Consider the following 23,364-nt stretch of genomic DNA (forward strand, 5'->3'; position numbering starts at 1 on the left):
GTGACCGCCGAGACGGCGCCACGGCGCGAACGCATCGGCATCATGGGTGGAACCTTCGATCCCATCCACAACGGCCACCTTGTTGCGGCCAGTGAAGCTCAGCTTCAGTTCGACCTCGATCAGGTTGTGTTTGTTCCCACGGGTAAGCCGTGGATGAAGGACACCGTAACGTCGGGGGAGCACCGCTACCTTATGACGGTCATTGCGACCGCAGCGAACCCCGGCTTCAACGTCAGCAGGGTTGACCTCGAGCGTGAAGGTGCGACCTACACGATCGACACCCTGCGCGACATGCGCAAGACCTATCCTGACGCCGACCTTTTCTTCATTACGGGCGCGGATGCCGTGGCTCAAATCATGGAATGGAAGGACGTTGACGAGGTCTGGACACTCGCCCATTTCATAGCAGTTTCACGGCCAGGACACGCCTTAACCATTAGTGGATTGCCTGAGCAGGGCGTAAGCTCGCTAGAAGTGCCGGCGCTTGCGATCTCATCTACCGATTGCCGAAACAGGGTCAGTCGGGGTTACCCGGTCTGGTATCTGGTTCCGGATGGTGTCGTTCAGTACATCGCCAAGCACCACCTATATCGGAGTATTTAATGACCACTTTTCACGATCCGCCGCCGCAGTCGCGACGTGCGGCGCGTCAGAGTGAGCGCACACACTCGTCCGACGAGCAGCCCACAGTTGAAGGATTCACCACCTTCCCGTCGCAAGCCGACGACACCGACACTTCTGACGTTAGCCACACACCTCGCAGTGCGCCCACCTCGCCGCCGGCAGCCCCGGTTTCGGCTCCTGTCGCACCGCCTGCCGCTTCTCAACCCGCCGCCGCCGCTTCATATCTGAATGCGCCGCCGCCCGCTGTCAGCGGCCAGAACAATTCCGCTCTCGCACTGCCTGCGCCTTCTGTTCCTACCGCGGCACCCGCAGCTTCCACCGCTGCCGACGTGAGCCAGTTGACGCGCCGTGAGTTGCGCGAACTGCGTGCTCGCGAAGAAGCCGCCAACGACACGACTGCTGCTCCCGTTGTTCCCGTCGTTTCACCGGCTCAGGCCGCGCCGACACAAGCTGCTGCTGCACCTGCTGCACCCACTCAGTCGGCGCCTGCGCCTGCTGCCTCGACTCCGCCGGTTGCTCCTACTGTTTCGGCGCCGGCTTCAGACGCGGCACCGGCTGCCGCAGCACGTCCTAGCCTTGCCGATCTCGCTGCTGCCGCATCCGCTGCTGCCGTCGCTGAGTCAAAGCCGGCCAGAACAGCCGACGAACTCTCGTTCACGCCTGATGCCCAGGTCTACATTGAGCCGCCAGCACTGGTGGACCCTCTTGCTGTTGTTCCAGAAGCGGCTGCGGCCGCTGCGGCTCCCACGGATGCGCTCAGCGCCTTCGAGTCGCTCTTGGCTAACCCCGACGGTTCAGCCAAGGGCGCGACAACTCCCGCAGCTCCACGGTCTCCGCTCGCAGATCTTCCTGCACCCAGCGGTGCTGCCGTACCGAGCGCGAGTGCTGCGGGTGGCCCCGTCACCAAGGTGATGCCGGCTGCCACGCCCGAACAAGGTGCGAAGTCTGACTCGACTGCCGCGACTGCGAAGCCTGAACAGTCGACGCGTCCCACTGTTGAAGGCCTTCTCGGGTTCGACGCAGCGCCAGCGGCTACGAAGCCGCAAGCGTCGTCGACCCCGACCGGTTCGACTCAGACCACATTGAGCAATGCCCGAGCAGAGTTTGATGAGCTCGCGCGCAAACGTCTTGATGGCGACGTAGCTGCACCAGTGGCGACGACGAAGCCCCCCATCGCTCCCGTTGCGAAGCCGACGACTGCTCCTGCTGCACAAGCACCTGCTGCACAGGCTTCGGCAGCTCCCGCTGCGGCACCAGTTATTGCGGCATCCGGTATTTCGATCGGACACTGGTCCAGCCAAGCAAAGGCGGACGACGAGACGAACAACGCGATCGTCACGCGCACCATCGGCAGCGGAAGCAGCGCAACCAACGCTCTTGTCTTGCCAGCGATTCCGTTTGCTACCGACATCCGTGGTCCGCTGACCTCGAGTGGCGAAGCGATGCTCACCGGCTCAATCGACCTCCCGAGCACTCTCTCGGCGAGCGGCGTTTCTGACCGCTTCGACAAGGGCGACATTGACTCTCTCCTGGATCTCAACGACAGCGACATGGTGTCGACTGATTCGGCGCCCGTGCGCGCGGTCAAGGCCGTCAGCACCTTCTCCAACCAGTCCGTTACGCAGACGCAGAAACCCAAGGGCACGCGTGCTTTGACGGTACTGCTCATCTCAGCAGCGTCGATGGCTGTTGTCGTGGCTGGGCTGCTCGTGGCGGCCTTCGCCTTCAACATGTTGTAGGTTTAACTCTTTGCCTTCAGCTTTTTTCCGATTAAGGATCCTGTGACTGCTTCTCCTCGTGCCAACGAGCTACTTTCCATCGTCGCGAATGCCGCCGACGCCAAGCAGGCGACGGACATGGTTGCGCTCGACGTCACCGGTCCCATGCCGTATGCCGATATTTTCTTCCTCGCGACCGGTCGCAACGAACGTAACGTTCAGTCGATCGCCTCCGAGATCGAAGAGAAGATGATCGCCGCTGGCGCTAAGCCATTGCGTCGCGAAGGCCGTGCTGAGGGTCGCTGGATCCTGCTCGACTTTGGCCACGTCGTTGCGCACATCTTCCATGAGGAAGACCGCCTCTACTACTCGCTCGAGCGCCTTTGGAGCGACTGCCCCGTCATCCCGATCACCATCACGCCTGTGGCAACAGACGCTGATGCTGATTCGGAGTAACAAACTTCACACTTCGTAACCCAATTTGTGTGGGTTGCACCGTGCTGGTTTGCTTGTTTTAGCCGGGCAGTTCGACCCCGGGGCGACTCTCACCAGTCACCTTCTCCCACTGGGGTTTCATGATTACGCTTTCTTCCGTCACCAAGACCTTTGGTGATGCCGCGAATCCAGTTCGCGCCCTCGATGACGTGAGTCTCTCCGTCGCGAGCGGCGAGATCTTCGGAGTTATCGGCCAGAGTGGTGCGGGCAAGAGCACGCTCATCCGCACGGTCAATCTTCTTGAGCGTCCCGACTCGGGAACGGTCACCGTTGCTGACCGCGAACTCACCGCGCTCAGCGACCGCGAACTGCTTCAGGCCCGTCGCGAGATCGGCATGGTCTTCCAGCAGTTCAACCTGCTCGATAGCCGCACCGTTCGCGGGAACGTTGAACTGGCTCTTGAAATTGTGGGCGTTGAGCGTCGTCAGCGCACCGCACGCACGAATGAGATCCTCGAACTTGTTGGCCTTGAGCACAAAGCTCAGCAGTACCCGGCTCAGCTCTCGGGCGGTCAGAAGCAGCGCGTCGGTATTGCCCGGGCGTTGGCATCCCGCCCCCGGGTGTTGCTCAGCGATGAAGCGACGAGCGCGCTCGACCCCGAAACCACCGACTCGATCTTGCAGTTGCTGCGCAGCCTCAACAAAGAGCTGGGGCTCACGATTTTGCTCATCACGCATGAGATGGATGTTGTCAAAAGCGTCTGCGATTCTGCAGCGCTCATGAGCGGTGGCCGCATTCTCGAACATGGCCGTTTGGTCGATTTGCTGAGTCAACCGGGCTCGCAGCTGGCTCGTGGGCTCTTTCCGCTTGGCGAATTGCCCGAAGGAACCTCCACCGTTATCGACGTCACGTTCGTGGGCCTGTCTTCTGAGCGCCCCGTCGTGGCCCAACTGGCTAGAACTCATCACCTCGATGTTGGTCTGCTCGGCGCTGCGATGGAAACTATCGGAGGCGCACAGTCGGGTCGCACGCGCCTTGAACTGCCCGGCACCATCGAGCAGCACACCGCTGCGATTGATGACCTGCGCGCTCAGGGCCTCGTTGTTGAGATTGTGAGGAGCGGACGATGATTGACTCCAACGCTCCCGGCTTCTGGCCGCAGCTGTTTGACACCCTCCTGAAGGCAACGGGGGAGACCCTGTACCAGGTGGGCGTCACGATGCTCATCACGCTCATTCTCGGGCTCGCCCTGGGAACGCTGCTTGTCGTCACTGATCGCGGCGGCATCCTCGAGCGTCCCTTCGGCAGCATTGTCGCCGGCCGCATCATCAACGCGGTTACCCAGACCGTCGTCAACCTCGGTCGGTCCATCCCGTTCATCATCTTGATGATCGCGCTGATTCCGTTCACGCGCTTACTTCTCGGTTCGGCGTTTGGTGTCACGGCCGCGATTGTGCCGCTGACCGTGGCGGCGATCCCGTTCTACGCCCGCATCGTCGAGATCTCGCTGCGCGAAGTAAACGAGGGGCTCGTTGAAGCGGGCCATTCGCTGGGAGCGACTCGTTGGCAGCTCGTGTTGAAGGTAATCATTCCTGAGGCTGTTCCTGGCCTCATCCGTGGCTTTACAACGACAGTGGTGTCGATTGTGAACTACTCCGCCATTGTGGGCGCGATTGGTGGTGGAGGTCTGGGTGATGTTGCTATTCGCTACGGTCACCAGCGCTACAGCGTCATCCACATTGTGGCGGTCATCATCGTGTTGGTGGCGATTGTGCAGATCGTTCAAGTGGTCGGCGCGCGCCTGGCCAACCGAATGTCTCACCGCTGACGCGGTCGGCGGCTTACCCCCACGTAGTTCTCTTCTATCCCATCTGTTTCACCCTTCACCAAAGGATTAGTAATGTCACGCTCCAAATTCTTCTCACTCTCGACCGTTGCCGCCGCTGGCGTGCTCGCTCTCACTCTGGCCGGATGCTCGGCTCCCGCCGAAGAGGCCGCTCCGGCTGATGGCACTCTCGGTTCATTGACCGTCGGCGCCACGGCAACGCCGGCTGGGGAGATCGTTCAGTTCGTTATCGACAGCGGACAGGCTGAAGCTGCTGGCCTTGAACTCGACATCGTAGAGTTCACCGACTACACCACGCCCAACCCTGCGCTGAGCGAGGGTAGCCTCGACGTCAACCTGTTCCAGCACGCACCGTTCCTCGACCTGTACAACGAGAACACGGGTGACACCCTCGCCGTTGTCGGCCAGGTATACCTCCCGCCGCTGGCGCTGTACTCGAAGACCGTTGACGAGCTCGCTGATTTGCCGGATGGCGCCAAGATCGCCCTGCCGAACGATGCCAGCAACGAGGGCCGTGCGCTTCTGTTGCTTGCGGAAGCCGGACTCATTGAGACCACGGATGCCCCGTCGACCGTGTCGGACATCACCGCGAACCCCAACGACTACAACTTCATCGAGATTGACGCAGCAAGCCTGCCGTCGGCTCTCGATGACCAGGACGCGGCGATCGTGAACTTCAACTACGCCGGCGCTGCTGGACTGTCGGGTGACCTGCAGTTGGTTACCGAGGGCACCTCAAGCGTGTATTACAACGTGCTCGCCACCCGCGATGAGCTCACGAGCGACCCGCGCGTCACCACGCTCTACGAGCTGCTGACCTCGGACGAAACGAAGGCGTACATCAACGACTTCTACAACGGACTCGTTATTCCTGTTTCCTAGCCAGAGGCCGAATGCGCCTAGCGTAAGCGGCATTTCATGGTGTGAAGGGCGGCCAGCATCCATCGGGATGCTGGCCGCCCTTCACTCTTTCCCCACAATTTTCAGAGACAATTGGCTGGGAATCGCTCAGATGGTTCTGGATGTGCCAAGCGTGTAGTAATCTTGACAAGTTGCGTTTTCGAAAGAAAACAAAACAGATGGGTCCATGGCGCAGCCCGGTAGCGCACCTGCATGGCATGCAGGGGGTCAGGGGTTCGAATCCCCTTGGATCCACCATTTAGCCCCGCAATCGTAAAGATTGCGGGGCTTTTTCGTGTCCGCTCGGCGCGTGATGCAGTGCGGCAACTCCCAAGGCATCAGCCCAGCCGCTAGCCTGAGCGAGAACGATCCGGAGTGCGCCGCGCGAAGTAACTGCAGCCGGCGTGCATCCATCTCCCGCAGAGCTGAATGGAAGACGCGCCGATGCACGAAGTTACCTGCCCTCACTGTGGCAAAGCGTTCACTATCGATGAAGCAGGCTATGCCGACATCGTGAAGCAGATTCGTGACCGGGAGTTCGAGAGCGAACTGCACGAGCGACTGGAGTCGGCCGAGGCAACGAAGAAGGCCGAGATTGAACTCGCTGAGGCGAAGATCGCGCGCGAGTTGCAGGCTGAGGCGTCGAAGAAGGATGCCGCCATTCAAGAGCTCAAGGCACAGCTGGATGCGGGCGCTGTTGCCCAGAAGCTCGCGGTTTCCGAAGCGTTGAGTGCTGTGCAGGCCGAGCGCGATTCCCTGGCGAATGAGCTTGAGAAGACGCAGCGGGAGCGTCAGGCTGCGGCCGATCTCGCCGAGGCCAAGCGGGTCAATGAGTTGCAGAAGGCGACAGCCGAGAAGGAAGCCGAAATTCAGTTGCTGAAGTCGAAGCTTCAGGCAGCGGGCTCGGAGCAGCAGCTGGCGCTTTCTGCCGCGGTAGGCGCCGTGGAGAAGGAGCGCGACGGGCTCAAGGGCACGCTCGAGCGTGTGGAGCTGGAGAAGAAACTCGCCGAGACCTCGATGAAAGACAAATACGAGACCCAGATCAAAGATCGTGATGATGCGATTGAGCGACTGCGCGACATGAAGGCGCGGCTCTCGACCAAGATGATTGGTGAGACGCTCGAGATTCACTGCGAAACCACGTTCAATCAGATTCGCGCCACCGCGTTTCCGCGCGCTTACTTCGAGAAAGACAACGACGCTCGCAGCGGCAGCAAGGGCGACTACATCTTCAAAGAAGCGGATGAGTCGGGCACCGAGATCGTCTCCATCATGTTCGAAATGAAGAACGAAGCTGACACGACAGCCACCAAGAAGCGCAACGAAGACTTCTTGAAAGAGCTCGACAAAGACCGGAACGAAAAGGGCTGCGAATACGCGGTGTTGGTATCGTTATTGGAGCCCGATAGCGAGCTGTACAACTCCGGGATCGTGGATGTCTCCCACCGGTATCCGAAAATGTACGTCGTGCGCCCCCAGTTCTTCATCCCCATCATTACGGTGCTCCGCAACGCGGCGCTCAACTCGCTCACTTACAAGAATGAGCTTGCGCTCGTGAAGGCGCAGAGCATCGACGTGACGAATTTTGAAGAGGAACTCGACTCGTTCAAGTCAGGTTTCGCGCGCAACTTTGACTTGGCGTCTCGCAAATTCCAGACGGCGATCGACGAGATCGACAAGTCGATCGATCACCTGCAGAAAACCAAGGATGCCCTGCTCGGCACGAACCGCAACCTGCGTCTCGCCAACGACAAAGCTCAAGATGTGACGATCAAGAAGCTCACGCGCGGCAACCCTACGATGGCCGAGAAGTTTTCCGACCTGAACAAGGGCGACGACTAACGTTCGAGCGGCCTCACGGTGTCGCGCCTGCTCTTCGATCCGTGGCTGAGCTGCCGCGGGCCGCTAGCGCGTAGCGATCGGCGTCGTCGGCGGCGCCGACGCGGGCTTGCGCACGCGGGCCTTGAACCACGCTGTGTCGGGAATGCGAGCGAGCAGGGGCCCGGCGATGATTGTCATGAGCACGTAGGCGGTGGCCAGAGGGGCGAGCATCGGTTCGATGCCGGCACCGACCGCGAGCCCCGCGATCACGATAGAGAACTCTCCACGCGGTGTGAGAGCCAATCCTGTGCGCCAGCGACCGGGCGCAGCAATTCCGGCGCGCTTTGCGGCCCGGTAACCGGAGAACGCTTTTGTGCCGATGGTGAGCACGGCCAGGGCGAACGCGGGAAGCAGCACCGGGATGATGTCTGCCGGTGATGTGGAGATCCCAAAGAACACGAAGAATACGGCGGCAAACAGGTCGCGCAGGGGAGTGATGAGTTGCGCTGACTGGTGTGCCACGGGCCCGGAGATGGCGATACCGACGAGGAAGGCGCCCACCGCTGCCGAGACGTTCACAGCCTCAGCGAGGCCTGCGACGAGCATCGTGAGTCCGACTACTCCGAGCAGCAAGGCTTCAGCGTTCTTCTGGGGGAGTAAGCGCGACAAGACGCGACCATGCCGGAGCGCCACGTAGAGGATAGTGACGACGACAGCAACAGCGATCGCCACGGTAATGGAACCCTGCATCAAGCCGGCACCGATCACGAGGGCAGACAACACCGGCAGATAGAACGCCATCGCAAGGTCTTCCATCACCAGGATCGAGAGAATCACTGGCGTCTCCCGGTTGCCCAGTCGCCCGAGGTCTCGAATGACCTTGGCAATGACTCCGGATGAGGACACCCACGTCACTCCAGCGAGAGCAACGACAGCGGCGGGCTCCCAGCCGAGCAGAATGGCGAACAGGGCGCCAGGGAGCGCGTTGAAAACCGCATCCAAGATTCCCGAAATGCGCGACGTCTTGAGATTCGACATCAGCTCTTCAGCGGAATACTCAAGGCCCAGCATGGCTAAGAGCAAGATCACGCCAATTTGAGATCCAACTTCGAAGAAGTCTTCACTGGCTTGCAGCGGAAGAAGCCCGCCCTCGCCCACAGCTAGGCCCGCAAGAAGATAAAGCGGGATCGCCGAAAAACCGAAACGCGCGGCAACTCTGCCCAACACGCTGAGAACAAGCAGGAGAGCGCCAACCTCGATGAGTAGCTGCGTCGTCTCATGCATACGCGACTCTTAGCTTGGACCGTTATTGATGAGCTTGCCGAGTGCGTCGAGACCCTGGCGGGTGCCGACAGCAACAATGACGTCACCCGACTCGAAAACAACCTCGGGACCTGGCGACGCGACAACGTCGTTGCCGCGCACGATGGCGACGATGGAGGCACTGGTGAGAGTGCGGGCTTTCATATCGCCCATGGGGTGGCCGACGAAGCCAGAGCCACTCGGCAGCGAGATCTCCTCGGTGAACAACCCCTCGGCCTTCTCTCCGAGTGCAGACAGGCGGCTGAGAGTGAGCGAGGAACCGAGAACCTCCGCGATGGCGGATGCTTCATCATCGGTCAGCGAGATTGACGCAGCATTCGAGTCAGGATCATCCGCGTTGAAGAAAGCGAGATCGCGTTCTCCTGACCGCAGCGAAACCACGCTGACGCGGCATCCAGAATTGGTGATTACGTCGTTACGCACACCAAAACCGGGAAGGTCAATTCGTTCGATTCTTACGCCCACGGTTCCAACTTACCAATTCACTAGTGGCCAATAGTCCAGCGAGCAGCCTACGCCTGTTAGGGCGCATCCCCTACTATTCGGGCGACCCCGCCCGAGGGCGTGGCGCTGGCGGTGGCGGAATCTCTTTAGCCGCGATCACTTTCGCCAGTTCGATGGTCTCAAGCCCACGGTTTGTCGCGACCACACAATGGGTGTCGTCGGCGAGATGAAAGTAGCCAAGCGAGTCAGTGGCGCGCCCATCGTCGATGAGATGGCGCACAACAACGCGGGTGCCGCTCGTCGTCGCTTTCAGAAACTCGGCCGGAGTCACCATGAGCTCTTGTCGTAGTCCTTCAAGAAGATGCCGAACAGATCTTCGCCGTCTTCGCCGCGCACAATCGGGTCATAGACCCGGGCCGCACCATCGACAAGGTCGAGCGGCGCGTGAAAGCCCTCTTCTGCCAACCGCACCTTGGTCGGGTGGGGGCGCTCATCCGTAATCCAACCGGTGTCGACGCTCGTCATCAGAATGCCGTCGCTCTCAAACATTTCGCGCGAGCTTGTGCGGGTGAGCATGTTCACGGCTGCCTTCGCCATGTTGGTGTGCGGATGCCCCGGCCCCTTGTAACCGCGACCAAACACGCCCTCCATTGCCGACACATTCACAATGTATTTGCGTCGAGCAGTGGAGGCGGCCATCGAGGGACGCAGCATCGAGATCAGCACGAACGGCGCCGTGGTGTTGGCGAGCTGCACTTCCAGCATTTCGAGGGGATCGACCTGATCGACGTGCTGGGTCCACGAGTTGATGGAGTCGAGGTCGGGCACGAGACCACCGGCGTCAATCGCCGTGCCCGCAGCGAGGCGCTCAAGCGAGCTTGAGCCTGCCGTCATCGCTTGCTCGGTCAGTTCTTCGGCACGCGTCGCAGCAGCCGCCAAAATCGGATGCGCAGCAACCGACTGCGCGAGAGCCTGCGGATGCGGGTCGCTCGTGTGGCCAAAGGTCGTGAGCTCGGGCAACGGTCCATCGGGCAGCGGCGCAAGCTCACCATCGACGAGCGGCTGGTACGCGCCGGGAGTGCGCCGCACGGTCTGCGTGGCGTTATTGATGAGGATGTCGAGAGGCCCCTGCTCGGCCACGGATTCGGCGAGCCCGATCACCTGAGCGGGGTCGCGGAGGTCGATTCCGACGACACGGAGACGGTGCAGCCAGTCTGCCGAATCAGGCAGGCTCGAGAAACGACGAACGGCATCCCGCGGAAAGCGCGTCGTGATGGTCGTGTGCGCGCCATCCCGCAGCAAACGCAGCGCAATGTACATGCCGATCTTGGCGCGGCCACCGGTGAGGAGGGCACGCTTACCAGTGAGGTCGGTGCGGGCGTCACGCTTGGCGTGATTGAACGCCGCGCAGTTCGGGCAGAGCTGGTGATAGAACGAATCGACCGTCGTATAGGGCTGCTTGCAGATGTAGCAGGGGCGGGCCTTGATCAGTTCGCCTGCCGACGGCGTCGTTGTGGCTGTCGAGATCGGGATGCCGCGGGTCTCGTCATCGATGCGATCGGCAGCACCCGTGGCAGTCGCGGCAATTACTTGGCGATCGGCATCAGCAATAGTGGCGCGTTTCTCAAGACGACGCTCTTTTTTCACGGCCTTGAACATTGCGGCGGTTGCCCGACGCACCGTCACAAAGTCGGGGTGCTCTTCATCCATGCCGGCCATCTGGCTGAGCACTTTGAGGGTGGTTTCGAGTTCACCCGGATCCACAACGGTGAGGTCATGTTCGGGAAGATCACTGGAATTAGGCACACCCGATTCTACCCGCGCTACCGGCGCTTCTTGGCTCATACGGGAACGAACGAGCCGTATGCTGGCGAGATGATCCTCAGCGTTGTGCTCGCCCTCGCCGGCTCCGTGTTTTATGGGGTCTCAGACTTCTTCGGAGGCTTGAGCACACGGCGGTTGCGGGCTGTGCCGGCGACCACGATCATCCACGTGTTCGCGACTGCATCGCTGCTGTTGGCGATGCTTTTTATTCCCGTGAGTTTCGAAGCGGGCGCGATGCTGTGGGGTGGTCTTGCTGGGGTCGCAGCCATTGTCGGGTTGCTGTCGTTCTACGCGGCATTGGCGGATGGGCCGATGAGTCTGGTCGCCCCGCTGATTGCCGTCGTCGGTGCTGTCGTGCCGGTCGCGTTCGCGGTCATTGTCGGGGAACAGCTCCCGCTTCAGGCCTGGATCGCGATCGTGATCGCTCTCATTAGCGCCCTCCTGGTGTCGGTCACGCGATCCGACGCCACCGTGCGGGTTCGTCCCCGCACCGTTGTCGTGAGCATCGTCTCCGGCGTCAGCCTCGGCAGCGCTCTCATCGCTCTCGACCACGCCCCCGAGTCCGCGGGGCTCGCTACCGCGGTCGTCGAAATCGTCGTGGGGCTCGCCGCGATGCTGTTGCTTCTGGCCGCAACTCGTCTCAGCACTCCGATCCGCCGCTTCTTCGCACAGTTCGATCACCAGCCCGAAGGTGGCCCCGTGGGGAGTGTGAGCCGGGCGCGAATTTTGGCCGCCGCCGGTGGTGTGCTCGTAGGGGCGTCCAATGCGTTCATCCTTTTTGCGCTTCAGGCGGGAAGCTTGGCGGTTGTTTCAGTGCTCGTGAGCCTGTATCCGCTCGCCACGATTGTGCTCGCTCGCTTCACGCTGCAGGAGAAGGTCAGCCGTATTCAGCTTCTCGGAATGTTGCTCGCCCTCGTCGCTTCGGTGATGCTCGCGCTCAGCTAGCGTGCTCCGAGGGTTGCTGACCCGGCTACGGTGGAACAATGGCCTCACTTCTGGATGCGCTTCCGACGCCCTTTGACGCAGACGCAACCTATGACGCTTTCGTCGGGTGGGCATCCGATCGCGGGTTGACTCTCTATCCCGCGCAAGATGAAGCCGTCATCGAACTCGTCTCGGGCGCGAACGTGATCCTCTCAACCCCCACGGGCACCGGCAAGTCTCTCGTCGCTATTGCCGCGCACGCCATCGCGCTGGCCCAGGGCCAACGCACGTTTTACACGGCCCCGATCAAGGCGCTGGTGAGTGAGAAGTTCTTCGCGCTCGTCGAGGTCTTCGGTGCCGAAAACGTCGGCATGGTCACCGGCGATTCATCCGTCAACGCCGATGCGCCCATCATTTGCTGCACGGCAGAGATCCTCGCCAATCTTGCGCTGCGTGAAGGCGCGGATGCCCGGGTCGACCAAGTGGTGATGGACGAGTTCCATTTCTATGCCGACCCCGATCGCGGGTGGGCGTGGCAGGTGCCGCTGCTGATCTTGCCGAAGGTGCAGTTCGTGTTGATGTCGGCCACGCTTGGCGACATGCAGCCGTTGGCGGATGACCTCAGCCGTCGCACCGGCCGCGAGACGAGCCTCATCACGGGTGTGGAACGCCCCGTTCCCCTGCACTACTCGTGGGCGCTCACCCCGATTCACGAGACGGTCGAAGATCTTCTCTCGACGGGCCAAGCCCCGATCTACATCGTCCATTTCTCGCAGGCCGCAGCGTTGGAACGTGCCCAAGCGATGACGAGCCTCAAGGTCGTGACGCGCGAGCAACGCGACGAGATCGCTGATGCCATTGGTGACTTCCGCTTCACGACGGTGTTCGGTAAGACGCTGTCACGCCTCATCCGCTCGGGCATCGGTGTGCACCATGCCGGCATGCTGCCCAAATACCGTCGCCTCGTCGAACAACTGGCTCAGCGCGGACTGCTGCGCGTCATTTGCGGAACCGACACTCTGGGTGTCGGCATCAACGTGCCCATCCGCACTGTTCTGCTCACCCAACTCACTAAGTACGACGGAACGCGGATGCGCCAGCTCACCGCGCGCGAATTCCACCAGATCGCGGGCCGAGCGGGCCGTGCCGGCTTCGACACCGCCGGAACAGTGGTTGCTCAAGCGCCCGAACACGAATCTGACAACGCCAAGATGGTGGCCAAAGCGGGGGACGACCCCAAGAAGCTGCGCAAGCTCGTGCGTAAGAAGGCTCCCGACGGGTTCGTGACTTGGAGCGAAGCGAGCTTCAACCGCATGATCGCGGCCGAGCCAGAGCAGCTCACGAGCAACATGCGCATGAATCACGCCATGATCCTTAACGTGATCGCCCGCGGGGGAGATGTGTTTTCGAACGTGCGCACTCTCGTAGAAGACAACCACGAACCCCGCACCAAGCAACGTGAACTGGCAAAGCAGGCGCTGGCGATCTACCGCACCCTGCGCACCGCCGAGATTGTCGAAGAACACCGCGTCTCCGACACCATGATCGTGGATGGCGAAGAAGTCGAGAGCTTCGACGAACGTATTGAGATTCGACTGACCGTCGACCTGCAGGCGAACTTCGCTCTCAACCAACCCCTCTCGCCGTTTGCCGTGGCATCCTTCGACCTGCTCGACAAGGAATCACCCACGTATGCGCTGGACATGATCTCGGTGCTCGAAGCAACGCTCGATAACCCGCGACCGATTCTGTCGCAGCAGCAGTTCATGGCCCGGGGTGAAGCTGTCGCGGCGATGAAGGCCGAAGGCATCGAGTATGACCAGCGCATGGAACTGCTCGAAGAAGTCACCTGGCCCAAGCCGCTCGAGGAGTTGCTCACGGCCGCGTTCGAAATGTACAGCGCGAGCCAGCCCTGGATCGGCGACTTCGAACTCAGCCCCAAGACTGTCGTGCGCGACCTCTACGAACGAGCCATGACCTTCGCCGACTTCGTTGGCTTCTACGGTCTTGCGCGCAGCGAAGGTCTGGTGCTGCGCTACCTGTCCGATGCCTACCGAGCAACACGTCAAACAATTCCGGATGACGCCAAAACCGACGAACTTCTCGACCTCATCGAGTGGCTCGGCGAACTGGTGCGCCAGGTCGACTCGAGCCTCATCGACGAGTGGGAAGCCATGACAGCGGGGGTCGACTCCTCCACCAGCGGCGAGCCCGTGCTGCCGCCGACCCCGGCATCCGTTGTCACGAATGGTCGGGCCTTCCGGGTGCTCGTGCGCAACGAAATGTTCCGCCGCGTGCAGCTGGCGGCCCGCGATGATGCGGTCGCTCTCGGCGAGCTGGATGCCGCAGCCGGCTTCGATGAGGAGGCCTGGGGTCAGGCACTCGACCGCTACTTCGACGAGCACAACACCCTCTCGGTGGCGGGCGACGCGCGCGGCCCCGCCATGATCGCCATCACCGAGGAGCCGGGCCAGTGGCACGTGCGTCAGATCATTGAAGACCCCGCGGGCAACCACGACTGGGCGATTACGGCGACGGTTGACCTCGCCGAATCTGCCGTTGAGGGTATTGCCGTGGTTCGCGTGACGGGATTCACTCGCCTTGATTAGCCGCGGCTCGGCATATTCGCGCCCAGATCGGTGTTGAATTCTTCTATGCTCCGCAATCAGCGTTTCGTTCTCGTTGTCGCGATTCTCGCGTCCTTTGTAGCGTTTCTCGACGGCTCTGTCATTAACGTTGCCCTTCCGGCGATCAGTGCTGAGTTGGGCGGTGGGCTGAGCACGCAGCAGTGGGTTGTCGATGCGTATCTCATTACGCTCGGTTCGCTCATTCTGTTGGCGGGGTCACTCTCCGACGTTTTCGGCCGCATCGTGATTGTGCGCGTCGGGCTTATCGGATTTGGGGTTGCGTCGCTGTTGATCGCGGTCGCGCCGACGGCAGAATTTCTGATTGCGTTCCGTGGACTGCAAGGGGTGGCTGGAGCCTTGTTGGTTCCGAGTTCGCTGGCGCTCATCATGTCGTCGTTCCGGGGTGCTGCTCAGGCGCACGCGATTGGCCAATGGACCGCGTGGACGAGCGCCGCCTTTCTCGTCGGGCCCGTTCTCGGGGGACTCTTCGTCGACCTTCTGAGCTGGCGCCTTGTCTTCGCGATCAATGTAATCCCGATTGCCGTCACCCTCTGGATGATCGTGTTGCTCGGTCACAAAGACGAACGTAAGGCCAATACCCGCATCGATTACCTGGGTGCAGTGTTGGGAATCGTCGGTCTCGGCGGCCCCGTCTTCGCGCTCATCGAGCAAGGAAATTACGGCTGGGGGAGCCCCGTCGTGTTCGTACCTCTCGTGGTCGGCATCCTGAGCCTTGTCGCTTTCGTGTTCTGGCAGAGCAGGGCGCCGCAGCCCATGTTGCCTCTCGAGCTGTTCCGCCACCGCAATTTCAGTATGGGCAATATCGCCACGATGTTCATTTACGGTGGGCTGGCGCTCGGCGGTTTCATCGTCGTCATCTACCTGCAAGAAGTGGCGGGCTACTCGGCCACTTTTGCGGCGCTGGCGTTCTTGCCGTCGTCGATCGGCATCATCCTGCTTTCTTCCTACTTTGGGCGGCTCAGTGGCCGGTATGGGCCTCGCTGGTTCATGACGCTCGGCCCGCTCTTGGGGGCCAGCGGCTACATCACGTTCTTGGGGATGGGAGAGTCGGTCAACTACGTCACCGAGGTCTTGCCGGGCGTGCTTCTCTTCGCCGTGGGCATGTCGATGACCGTTGCTCCACTCACGTCAGCGATCTTGGGGGCGATCTCCGCGGAACAGGCCGGCATCGGCTCTGCCGTCAACAATGCCGTATCCCGCATCGCCGGGCTCATCACCGTCGCCCTCATCGGCGTGATCGTCGTGGGGCCGCTCGCCCCCGAAAACTTTCACCGGGTTGTCATCGTGATGGCATCGCTGCTGTTCGCCGGGGCGCTGGTGTCGTTCCTGGGCATCCGCAATCCCTCTTCGGTAGATCCTGCGATTCCGGATGCCGCTCCGCCGCTGTCCTGAGGCCGCTCTGCGGTTCAGTTGCTCTGCTGTTCGGCGGCTCAGCCGAGCGCGTTAGCTGAGCTGCGGTGCCGACAGCAACAAGAGCACCACGCTAATCAGCGCCGCGGCGATGCTGAGGCGAAACAGCATCCGCTTCATAATGTTGCGGGCGATGAGCGTCAGGCTCACGACGGCAATCGCGAGGATCGCGGCGACGCCGAGATAGCCGACGATGGTGGGTGGTGTGCCCGGCCCGAACACAATGGTGAGCGATGCGGCCACGAGGCTGACCGCAATAATGATTCCGGATGCTCGGGAGCCAAGGTAGTGCGGCAACCCCCGCACACCGGTCTCCCGATCATCCTCCAAATCCGGAAGCACGTTGCTGAAGTGCGCGGCCACGCCGAGCAGCGACCCGGCGGCGATCACCCACGCCGCTGCGAGGTGCGGCGGTTGCGCGGCCAGTGTCACGATGGCGGGCAGGGCCCCGAAGCCGGTGATGTACGGCACGACGGAGGCAGCCGTCGACTTGAGTCCGAGGTTGTAGAACCAGCCGCTGGCGAGAAAGACGGCATGGGCGAGAGCGGCGAGCGGGCCAAGAGTCAACGACAGTCCGACGGATGCCACTGCCGAGACGATGGCAATGGTCGCCACGAGTCGTGTCGACACTTCGCCGCTCGCGATGGGTTTGTCTGTGCGTCCGGTGCGGCGATCGCGGGCAACATCAAGCCAGTCGTTGGAGAGTCCGACGGAGATCTGGTTGAGCAGAATCATGACCGTCACTACAGCAACGCGCCAGCCGTCGAGGCCGGCACCCCACGCCAACGCGCACGCGATGAGGGTTACGGCAACGGTGGGTCCAGGGTGGGTGGACCGGGCAAGGGCGCGCAACATGAGGCAAGAGTAACGTTTGGCACGAGTCGTGATGCTTACTCACAGACATTGTGTCCTATGTTGATCCTGTGAGTGATGTTTTTGATGCTTCGGTGCTCGCCGCCAAGCTGCCAGGTACGTGGGCGATTGCGGCGACCAATTTTCCTATGTGGCTCGATGGCACCCGTCATAATCCTGAGTTCACCTATGAGCCTGCAGAGGGCGAAGAGCTCACGCTTTCCGACACGGTCAGCTACACCACCCGTTCCGGCGAAACGAAGACAATCGTGGGCACAGACCGGCTGCTGGGCGACGAATTTGTGTGGCGCGGTCAGGGCTGGCTCAAAGTGTTGACGAGCCGCTGGCAGGTAGTCGGGGCCGATGACGCTTTCGACACCGTTGTGTTGCGGTTCTCGCGGTCGAGGCTTACTCCGTCGGGGATCGACATCATTACGCGCAAAAATGTTGAGGTGCCCGATGTGCGCACGACGGTCGCCCATGCAACAGACGAGTTTGGTCTCACCGCCGAAGATTTCGCCTCTCTCACTTGGCTTTCTTAACCTCGGTTTTCTGATCCCGGGTACCATCGCAGCATGACGAGTGCGCGCCGACTTCCTGCGTTTGCGGTCGCACTTGCTGTCACCGTCGCGCTCGTCGGCTGCACGACCACCACGCAATCTGCCGTCGTGCCAGCACCGACCTTTGCGCCGCGTGCGGATCCGGTGCAGGCCGATCCGATTGCGCAGTATGCCCGCGATCGTCTTTCCACGATGACGGTGAGGCAAAAAGTCTTGAGCATGCTCATGGTGCACATTCCGGGAGTGTCTCCGGCCGAGCGGATCAGTGCGGAGTTCGCGGATGTCGGTGGCTTCATCTTGATGGGCGACAACATCCCGAGCACGCTCAGCCAGCTCACCGCTGACACTGCAGCACTCAGTGACGAGGCTGGCTTGCCAGTATTGGTCGCCACTGACCAGGAGGGCGGCATCGTGCGTCGCGTTCCGACGGATGATGCGGCATCGGCCAATGAACTGCGCGATCGTGACCCTCAAGCCACCTTCGACGCCTTTGCCCAACGCGGCGCCCTGCTCGAGTCGGTGGGGGTCTCGGTCAACTTCGGAATCGTTGCCGATGTGGCAAGCGACCAATCAAGCTTTATCTACGAACGCTCCTTTGGCGGCACGGGGGCGGATGCCGGGGCTCGCGTCGCCGAGGCGGTGGAGGGTGAATCTCCGATTCTTTCCACTCTCAAACACTTTCCGGGTCACGGGGCAGCGGCGGGAGACTCACACTCAAGCATCCCGACGACTGCGCTGTCATTTGACGACTGGAAATCCACTCACGCGGTGCCGTTCGAAGGCGGCATCGCCGCCGGCGCACCGCTCGTGATGTTTGGGCACCTTCAGTTCACCGCAGTTGACCCGGAGCCGGCCACCTTTTCGGCACGCTGGCATGACATCCTGCGCGACGATCTGGGGTTTGACGGGGTGTCAATCACCGATGACATGGGCATGCTGGAGCGCTCCGGAGTAGCGGAATACTCCAACCAGATCACTAACGCGGTGCGCGCTATCGAGGCGGGCAACACGATGCTCCTGTATGTCGGCGCCGTTGATGCTTCCGGCATCGTGACCGCCGTGTCGCACGCTATTGATGAGGGTGAACTCGACGAAGCTGTCATCGACGAGGCTGCGCTGAAGCTACTCGAATTGCGCCGTGGCCTATCGGGCGAGACCGGTCGCTTCGTGCACTGTCTCGCTGACTGCGTCACGATCGCAGGCTGACGAACAACCTTCGGCGGCTCAATTGCTAGCCGGTTGGCTTGTCGCCGACGATTTCTTCGTGCACGCGACGAACATCCTCCAATAGCGAACCGATCAAAATCCAGTGCTGCGGATGCGGTGTCAACACCGTGAGCGGAGCAGTGAGAGTGAGCAGTTCCCGCGTCGGAGGCGCGGCTTCTCGCTCGCTCGGGGAACGGCCACGCAGCCGCAGGTCGTGGGCGGCGCGTTCGAGCTCGCCCGCGATGGACAGCGCAACGGGGTCGGTCGCGAGGTCGGAGTCGTAGCGGTCGTGAATGGCGCGCGCCATCCCGAGCGTTCGTGTCACAAGCACGGTGAGCATCGCGAAGAGCTCCCGGTCGCGGTGCAGCATCCGGTGGTGTTTGCTGCGCCGGGGATTCAACGTCAGGCTGTCCGCACCCTTGCGCAGGGCGGCGGCGGCGGCGTCACGAAGCTCTTTGAGGTGGCGTGAGTCGGCGAGCAAAACATCGAGTTCGGCATTCGTTTTTGGCGCGCGTAGTGCGGAAGCGAGAGATTCCAGTGCAGCGGCGGTGTGCTTCGTGAGCAGTGACACCGCAGTGTGCGCGGGGCTCACGATGACGGGCGCAACAATCGCAAGGTTCACGATGAGACCGATCATGGCACCGATGATCGTCTCGATGATGCGGTCAACGGCATATTCAGCATTCTGGCCACCCAGCGCGATCACCAGCATGGCACTGATGGGAATCTGGTTGGCAGACCCCGCACTGAGTTTCAACGCCCACGCGAGCACCACTGCAAGCACGATCACCATCAGGATGACCCAGCTGGAGTCTCCGAAGAGTTGCCCAGCCCCGAGAGCGATAACGACTCCCGCGACCACACCAATACTCCGCTCGAGGCCCTTTTCGATCGACTGCGTGACGCTGGGCTGCACCACGAGTAACGCAGCGATTGCAGCGAAAATGGGCAGCGGTTGTTGCACGACAAAACCAGCAACAAGCCACGCAATAATTGCCGCGACAGATGTCTTTAGTACCTGCAACAGCGGAGAACGACGCGCAATAACAAGCGTCGTTACGAACTTCACCGGGGTGTCTTTGCTTCCGAAATCGCATCGGCGGCGCGCACGAGTGCCAAGTGGCTGAGCGCTTGAGGGGTGTTTCCCGCTTGGCGGTTGTTCACAGTGTCGTACTCCTCGCTGATGAGACCGACATCGTTTGCGAAGCCGACGAGGCGATCCATGAGGGTGGTCGCGTCATCCATTCGCCCGGAGGAGGCGTACTGCTCAACCAACCAGAAGGAACATGTGAGGAACGGGTTCTCGCCATCAGGCAGCCCATCGACACCGCTTTCGGTGAGGTATCGCAACACGAGGCCATCGGAGAGCAGCTCTTCTTCGATTGCCGCGACCGTTCCCAGCATGCGGGGGTCATCGGCGGCAATGTAACCGACCTGGGGGAGTTGCAGTAGCGACGCGTCTACGCCGGTGCCACCGTAATACTGCGTGTAGGTGCCGCGCTCGGCATCCCAGCCTTCGCGCTCGATTTCTTGGTGAATCTCTTCGCGGATCTCTTTCCATTTCTCAATGGGGCCCTCGAGTCCAAACTCTTCGACCGCGGTAATCGCGCAGTCCATCGCTGCCCAGAGCATTACGCGAGAGTGAGTGAAATGACGTTCTGGCCCGCGGATCTCCCAGATGCCGTTGTCTGGGCGTTTCCAGTTGTCTTCAACGTGAGACATGAGGGCACGCTGTAGTGGCCACGAAAAGTCATTCTCGTGCACGCCGGAGCGCCGAGCGGCCTGAAGGGCCACCATGACTTCGCCAAACACATCGCCTTGGAACTGGTCGAAAGCGCCGTTGCCCACACGAACGGGCGAAGCTCCTTCATAGCCAGGCAGCGAGGTGAGTTCGCGCTCTTCGAGCCAGCGCTCACCTGACAGTCCGTACATAATTTGAACATCGGCGGGGTCACCAGCAATGGCGCGGAGCAACCACCGGCGCCAGTCTTCGGCCTCGGAAACATAGCCGTGGTCGAGCAGAACGTGAAGAGTCAGTGCCGCGTCGCGGAGCCAGACATAGCGGTAGTCCCAGTTGCGGGTGCCCCCGAACCACTCCGGCAGACTGGTCGTCGCCGCAGCCACGATTCCGCCGGTGTCTTCGTGGGTGAGCACGCGGAGAACCAGTAGCGATCGCTTGACGATCTCGCGATACTGCTCCGTCGGCTCGCAATGTGCCGACCAGTTAAGCCACCACTGACTTGTGGTCTCGAGCACAGAATCCACGTTGACCTCGGCTGGTGGATTGCGGTGCGCGGGGTACCACGTCATGGTTAAGTCGCGAACCTCGCCAGCACCCACGGTGAATTCACCACGGTGCGTGTGGTCTGACGCGTGCATCTCGACGCCGCGAGCGACGATGGCATCGGGGCCGGCAACGCCGATGATGGCGTGACCGCCCGATTCGGGCGCTTGGTGCAGCCACGGCAAAGCGGTGGCATAACCAAAACGAATCAAAAGCTCGGCATACATTTCTACGCTGCCGCTGATTCCCCGCACACGGCGAATCACGTCGGCCCGGCGGTTGCCGTGGGGCATGAAGTCGGTGACTTCAACTTCGCCGTCTTCTGTCACCCAATTGGTGACGAGGATGAAGGTGTTGTCTTGGTACTTGCGCGTCGCTGTGACGGTAGCGGGAGCGTCCACGCTCGCCCGCGGAGCCACTAACCAACGGCCATGGTCCTCGTTGCCAAGCAACGCTCCAAACATCGATGCGGAGTCGAATCTCGGAAAGCACAGCCAGTCAATACTGCCGTCTTTTCCGATGAGGGCAGCAGTCTGACAGTCGCCGATGAGGGCATAGTCTTCGATAGGTAACGCCATTGTTCAATCATTGCAGCGTAAAAGGCCGTGACCCTGTACATCGGTGCATCGTGCGCCAAATTTAACAAAAAATGTGACGTTAGTCGTTGATGAGACCGAGTTCACGCAGCTCAATAGCAAGGCGTGCACCGTCTGGCGCAAAACGCCACGGGATCGAGGACGTTTCTTCGTCCTCTGCCGACCGGCTCCGTCCACCGGCGAGAACTGCTTCACCGGTCGAGAGCTGGCGGATGGCGACGGCGGAGACGTTGTCGGGATGACTACGAGCGAATTCGCCATAGATCTCTTCGTCATGTTGGCCATCATCGCCCACAAGGAGCCACTTCACGTTCGGAAACTCTGCGGCTAGACGTCGCAGCTCGGCACGTTTGTGCTCAGCGCCGCTGCGGAACCAACGATCGTGGGTTGGCCCCCAGTCGGTGAGCAGCATTGCTCCGCGCGGGTAGAGATTGCGCCGAAGAAAGCGAGTGAGCGTTGGGGCCACATTCCACGCGCCGGTCGAGAGATAAATCACGGGAGCGATGGGGTTCGCGCGAGCGATCCTGTCGTACAGCACGGCCATGCCCGCTACCGGGCGTCGGGCGTGTTCGTCGAGCACGAAGGTGTTCCAGGCGGCGAGAAGCGGGCGAGGAAGCGCGGTAACCATGACGGTGTCATCGACGTCAGAGATCACGCCGAAAGTCGACTGGGGGTCCACTACGAAGATGTGGGCGGTCGCGGGCTCCGCACCAACGGAATCAAGGGTGGCGGTCTGCCAGCCGGGGCTGAGGGTGGCACTAATTTGAGTATCAATAACGCCACCGCGGCTCGGGGTGACTTCCACTTTCGTTCCGCCGATGGTCACGGTGACGACTTCGTCATCAACGGGGATGCTGAAGAAACTGCGCCAGCCACGTACTTTCTCGGCGCGCTTCTTTGATGTCTCGGTTCCTCGAGTCAGCACTACACGGCACAGCACTCGGGCCCAGCCGGGAGCACCATAACTGCTGTACGGGATGATCGTGGTGGTGAGGCCGCGCTTGCGACCACGACGTTCGCGCCACCGGTGAAACGAATCCTCGATGCGGGCGGCTCGATGAAGGAACTCGCCCGCCGTTTTCGACGAAGTGCTGGATGTGCTGGTTCGAGCCATTACTCCAGCCTAGGGCGACTGGTGGTCATCCGGGGTGCACAAGCGTTCGCTCCGGTGGCCTAACGCTGCGGCTCAGCGCGCAATTGTTCACTCAACGTTGCGGATGCGGTAACCATCGCGTCGACTAATAACTGGTCGCCGCGGGTGTGAGGGTCGATCCATTCGTCGATGGCGTCCTTAGCGACAATGACCGGCATCCGATCGTGGATGTCGGCAAGTGCTCCGGTTGCCGCCTGCGTCAACATTGTGGTCGTCAGATGCCAGCGCGCGGGATCACTCGGGTCGGCTGCGGGATCTTTCCACCACGAGTAGAGGCCGGCGAAGAAGAGGAGCCCTTGGGGCGGCGCTATGTAATAGGGAACAGGCTTCGGCCCGCTCTTTTGCGTTTCGAAGTATCCGATCGCGGGCAACACGGCACGTTGGCTGATTACGGCGGAGCGAAAAGTAGGTTTCTCGGTCACTGTCTCGCTGCGAGCGTTGAAGGTTGGATACTTTCCGCGCAGCACAGGAGAGAACGGGGGAGTAAGCCACCACTGGGCGAGTGCGGCTCGGGGGATCAGCTCTGACTTCGGATCGTCGCGGTCGCTCACCGTCTTGAGCAGGATCGGCACCTGATCGGTCGGACGCACGATGGGGGTTGCTAGCCAGTCAGCTTGCCACTCCTCAGGAGGTCTACCGGTCGCCGAAACAAATTCGGTGATCATCTGATTCACCGTGTCGTCCATCGCAAATCGACCGCACATATATGAATTTTACGGCTCTTTGTCAGAAAAAGTGAGCTTCTACCCCACGTAGAACAATCGTTCTAAAGGTTAGGATTGATCAGACACCGAGA

21 protein-coding genes and 1 tRNA gene are annotated in these 23,364 nt (G+C 61.3%); 13 read left to right on the forward strand and 9 right to left on the reverse strand.

Annotation, left to right across the window (positions count from 1 at the left end):
• The 8 genes from nadD to I6E73_RS07050 all read left to right on the forward strand — a co-directional run bounded on the left by nadD (window position 1) and on the right by I6E73_RS07050 (window position 7,365).
• Window positions 1–603, forward strand: a complete 603-nt coding sequence (nadD, locus tag I6E73_RS07015) for a nicotinate-nucleotide adenylyltransferase (RefSeq protein ID WP_197105875.1) — start codon at window positions 1–3, stop codon at window positions 601–603.
• On the forward strand, window positions 603–2,363 hold the full coding sequence (locus I6E73_RS07020) for a hypothetical protein (protein WP_197124138.1): 1,761 nt from the start codon (window positions 603–605) through the stop codon (window positions 2,361–2,363). Before nadD ends, I6E73_RS07020 begins: the two co-directional genes overlap by 1 nt.
• A gap of 42 nt (window positions 2,364–2,405) precedes the next feature.
• Window positions 2,406–2,798, forward strand: a complete 393-nt coding sequence (gene rsfS, locus I6E73_RS07025) for a ribosome silencing factor (protein ID WP_197105873.1) — start codon at window positions 2,406–2,408, stop codon at window positions 2,796–2,798.
• Window positions 2,799–2,917: 119 nt separating this feature from the next.
• The gene (locus I6E73_RS07030; protein ID WP_197124148.1) at window positions 2,918–3,907 is read left to right on the forward strand and encodes a methionine ABC transporter ATP-binding protein; all 990 of its coding nucleotides are present in this window, start codon (window positions 2,918–2,920) and stop codon (window positions 3,905–3,907) included.
• On the forward strand, window positions 3,904–4,605 hold the full coding sequence (locus I6E73_RS07035) for a methionine ABC transporter permease (protein WP_197124151.1): 702 nt from the start codon (window positions 3,904–3,906) through the stop codon (window positions 4,603–4,605). The genes I6E73_RS07030 and I6E73_RS07035 overlap by 4 nt, the downstream gene beginning before the upstream one ends.
• Window positions 4,606–4,677: 72 nt before the next feature.
• Complete coding sequence (locus I6E73_RS07040) at window positions 4,678–5,505, forward strand: MetQ/NlpA family ABC transporter substrate-binding protein (RefSeq protein WP_197124153.1); 828 nt, start codon at window positions 4,678–4,680, stop codon at window positions 5,503–5,505.
• A gap of 199 nt (window positions 5,506–5,704) precedes the next feature.
• A tRNA-Ala gene (locus tag I6E73_RS07045) sits at window positions 5,705–5,781 on the forward strand.
• A 186-nt stretch (window positions 5,782–5,967) separates the two neighbouring features.
• Window positions 5,968–7,365, forward strand: a complete 1,398-nt coding sequence (locus I6E73_RS07050) for a DUF2130 domain-containing protein (RefSeq protein ID WP_197124155.1) — start codon at window positions 5,968–5,970, stop codon at window positions 7,363–7,365.
• Between the two features lie 63 nt (window positions 7,366–7,428).
• Here I6E73_RS07050 and I6E73_RS07055 read toward each other — a convergent pair whose 3' ends face one another.
• The 4 genes from I6E73_RS07055 to I6E73_RS07070 all read right to left on the reverse strand — a co-directional run bounded on the left by I6E73_RS07055 (window position 7,429) and on the right by I6E73_RS07070 (window position 10,956).
• Entirely contained in the window at window positions 7,429–8,628 is a 1,200-nt protein-coding gene (locus I6E73_RS07055; protein WP_197124157.1) for a cation:proton antiporter, read from the reverse strand.
• A gap of 9 nt (window positions 8,629–8,637) precedes the next feature.
• Window positions 8,638–9,132 (reverse strand): cation:proton antiporter regulatory subunit, encoded by a 495-nt coding sequence (locus tag I6E73_RS14860; RefSeq protein ID WP_197124159.1) that lies wholly within the window; start codon window positions 9,130–9,132, stop codon window positions 8,638–8,640.
• A 73-nt stretch (window positions 9,133–9,205) separates the two neighbouring features.
• On the reverse strand, window positions 9,206–9,445 hold the full coding sequence (locus I6E73_RS07065) for a hypothetical protein (RefSeq protein WP_197124161.1): 240 nt from the start codon (window positions 9,443–9,445) through the stop codon (window positions 9,206–9,208).
• Window positions 9,439–10,956 (reverse strand): SDR family NAD(P)-dependent oxidoreductase, encoded by a 1,518-nt coding sequence (locus I6E73_RS07070; RefSeq protein ID WP_374189159.1) that lies wholly within the window; start codon window positions 10,954–10,956, stop codon window positions 9,439–9,441. The genes I6E73_RS07065 and I6E73_RS07070 overlap by 7 nt, the downstream gene beginning before the upstream one ends.
• A 30-nt stretch (window positions 10,957–10,986) precedes the next feature.
• Between I6E73_RS07070 and I6E73_RS07075 the strand changes: the two genes are divergently transcribed.
• The 3 genes from I6E73_RS07075 to I6E73_RS07085 are packed head-to-tail and all read left to right on the forward strand — an operon-like array spanning window position 10,987 to window position 15,899.
• Window positions 10,987–11,880: an EamA family transporter gene (locus tag I6E73_RS07075; protein WP_197124165.1), complete on the forward strand. Its 894-nt coding sequence runs from the start codon at window positions 10,987–10,989 to the stop codon at window positions 11,878–11,880.
• A gap of 38 nt (window positions 11,881–11,918) precedes the next feature.
• Window positions 11,919–14,468 carry an RNA helicase gene (locus I6E73_RS07080; protein WP_197124167.1) on the forward strand — a complete coding sequence of 850 codons (2,550 nt, stop codon included), beginning with the start codon at window positions 11,919–11,921 and terminating at the stop codon, window positions 14,466–14,468.
• A 45-nt stretch (window positions 14,469–14,513) separates the two neighbouring features.
• A complete protein-coding gene (locus I6E73_RS07085) occupies window positions 14,514–15,899 on the forward strand; it encodes a DHA2 family efflux MFS transporter permease subunit (RefSeq protein ID WP_197124169.1) in 1,386 nt (461 codons plus the stop codon).
• A gap of 51 nt (window positions 15,900–15,950) precedes the next feature.
• On the opposite strand, the gene I6E73_RS07090 is transcribed toward I6E73_RS07085, so the two are convergent.
• Entirely contained in the window at window positions 15,951–16,772 is an 822-nt protein-coding gene (locus I6E73_RS07090; RefSeq protein WP_197105861.1) for a UbiA family prenyltransferase, read from the reverse strand.
• A gap of 68 nt (window positions 16,773–16,840) precedes the next feature.
• Here I6E73_RS07090 and I6E73_RS07095 point away from each other — a divergent pair, with 68 nt between their 5' ends.
• Together I6E73_RS07095 and I6E73_RS07100 are read left to right on the forward strand one after the other, a co-directional pair.
• Complete coding sequence (locus I6E73_RS07095; RefSeq protein WP_307783856.1) at window positions 16,841–17,311, forward strand: hypothetical protein; 471 nt, start codon at window positions 16,841–16,843, stop codon at window positions 17,309–17,311.
• 33 nt (window positions 17,312–17,344) lie between these two features.
• Window positions 17,345–18,535, forward strand: a complete 1,191-nt coding sequence (locus I6E73_RS07100) for a glycoside hydrolase family 3 N-terminal domain-containing protein (protein WP_197124171.1) — start codon at window positions 17,345–17,347, stop codon at window positions 18,533–18,535.
• A gap of 25 nt (window positions 18,536–18,560) precedes the next feature.
• Here the strand turns inward: I6E73_RS07100 and I6E73_RS07105 are convergent, their stop codons facing one another.
• The 4 genes from I6E73_RS07105 to I6E73_RS07120 form a co-directional block, all read right to left on the reverse strand.
• Window positions 18,561–19,604: an FUSC family protein gene (locus I6E73_RS07105; protein WP_197124173.1), complete on the reverse strand. Its 1,044-nt coding sequence runs from the start codon at window positions 19,602–19,604 to the stop codon at window positions 18,561–18,563.
• The gene (locus I6E73_RS07110) at window positions 19,601–21,397 is read right to left on the reverse strand and encodes a glycoside hydrolase family 15 protein (protein ID WP_197124175.1); all 1,797 of its coding nucleotides are present in this window, start codon (window positions 21,395–21,397) and stop codon (window positions 19,601–19,603) included. The genes I6E73_RS07105 and I6E73_RS07110 overlap by 4 nt, the downstream gene beginning before the upstream one ends.
• Window positions 21,398–21,476: 79 nt before the next feature.
• On the reverse strand, window positions 21,477–22,529 hold the full coding sequence (locus I6E73_RS07115; protein WP_197124177.1) for an App1 family protein: 1,053 nt from the start codon (window positions 22,527–22,529) through the stop codon (window positions 21,477–21,479).
• A 59-nt stretch (window positions 22,530–22,588) separates the two neighbouring features.
• Window positions 22,589–23,272, reverse strand: coding sequence for an SOS response-associated peptidase (locus I6E73_RS07120; protein WP_197124179.1), 684 nt, complete (start codon window positions 23,270–23,272; stop codon window positions 22,589–22,591).
• Window positions 23,273–23,364: the final 92 nt, after the last annotated feature.

Source organism: Salinibacterium sp. SWN248 (assembly GCF_015864575.1).
Lineage (GTDB): Bacteria > Actinomycetota > Actinomycetes > Actinomycetales > Microbacteriaceae > Rhodoglobus.

Excerpts from the sequence above, each read along its gene's own strand:
- I6E73_RS07020 (WP_197124138.1), top strand. The coding sequence starts at position 603 with ATGACCACTTTTCACGATCCGCCGCCGCAGTCGCGACGTGCGGCGCGT.
- I6E73_RS07030 (WP_197124148.1), top strand. The coding sequence starts at position 2,918 with ATGATTACGCTTTCTTCCGTCACCAAGACCTTTGGTGATGCCGCGAAT.
- I6E73_RS07035 (WP_197124151.1), top strand. The coding sequence starts at position 3,904 with ATGATTGACTCCAACGCTCCCGGCTTCTGGCCGCAGCTGTTTGACACC.
- I6E73_RS07040 (WP_197124153.1), top strand. The coding sequence starts at position 4,678 with ATGTCACGCTCCAAATTCTTCTCACTCTCGACCGTTGCCGCCGCTGGC.
- I6E73_RS07050 (WP_197124155.1), top strand. The coding sequence starts at position 5,968 with ATGCACGAAGTTACCTGCCCTCACTGTGGCAAAGCGTTCACTATCGAT.
- I6E73_RS07055 (WP_197124157.1), bottom strand. The coding sequence starts at position 8,628 with ATGCATGAGACGACGCAGCTACTCATCGAGGTTGGCGCTCTCCTGCTT.
- I6E73_RS07065 (WP_197124161.1), bottom strand. The coding sequence starts at position 9,445 with ATGGTGACTCCGGCCGAGTTTCTGAAAGCGACGACGAGCGGCACCCGC.
- I6E73_RS07070 (WP_374189159.1), bottom strand. The coding sequence starts at position 10,956 with ATGAGCCAAGAAGCGCCGGTAGCGCGGGTAGAATCGGGTGTGCCTAAT.
- I6E73_RS07075 (WP_197124165.1), top strand. The coding sequence starts at position 10,987 with ATGATCCTCAGCGTTGTGCTCGCCCTCGCCGGCTCCGTGTTTTATGGG.
- I6E73_RS07080 (WP_197124167.1), top strand. The coding sequence starts at position 11,919 with ATGGCCTCACTTCTGGATGCGCTTCCGACGCCCTTTGACGCAGACGCA.
- I6E73_RS07085 (WP_197124169.1), top strand. The coding sequence starts at position 14,514 with ATGCTCCGCAATCAGCGTTTCGTTCTCGTTGTCGCGATTCTCGCGTCC.
- I6E73_RS07090 (WP_197105861.1), bottom strand. The coding sequence starts at position 16,772 with ATGTTGCGCGCCCTTGCCCGGTCCACCCACCCTGGACCCACCGTTGCC.
- I6E73_RS07100 (WP_197124171.1), top strand. The coding sequence starts at position 17,345 with ATGACGAGTGCGCGCCGACTTCCTGCGTTTGCGGTCGCACTTGCTGTC.
- I6E73_RS07110 (WP_197124175.1), bottom strand. The coding sequence starts at position 21,397 with ATGGCGTTACCTATCGAAGACTATGCCCTCATCGGCGACTGTCAGACT.
- I6E73_RS07115 (WP_197124177.1), bottom strand. The coding sequence starts at position 22,529 with ATGGCTCGAACCAGCACATCCAGCACTTCGTCGAAAACGGCGGGCGAG.
- I6E73_RS07120 (WP_197124179.1), bottom strand. The coding sequence starts at position 23,272 with ATGTGCGGTCGATTTGCGATGGACGACACGGTGAATCAGATGATCACC.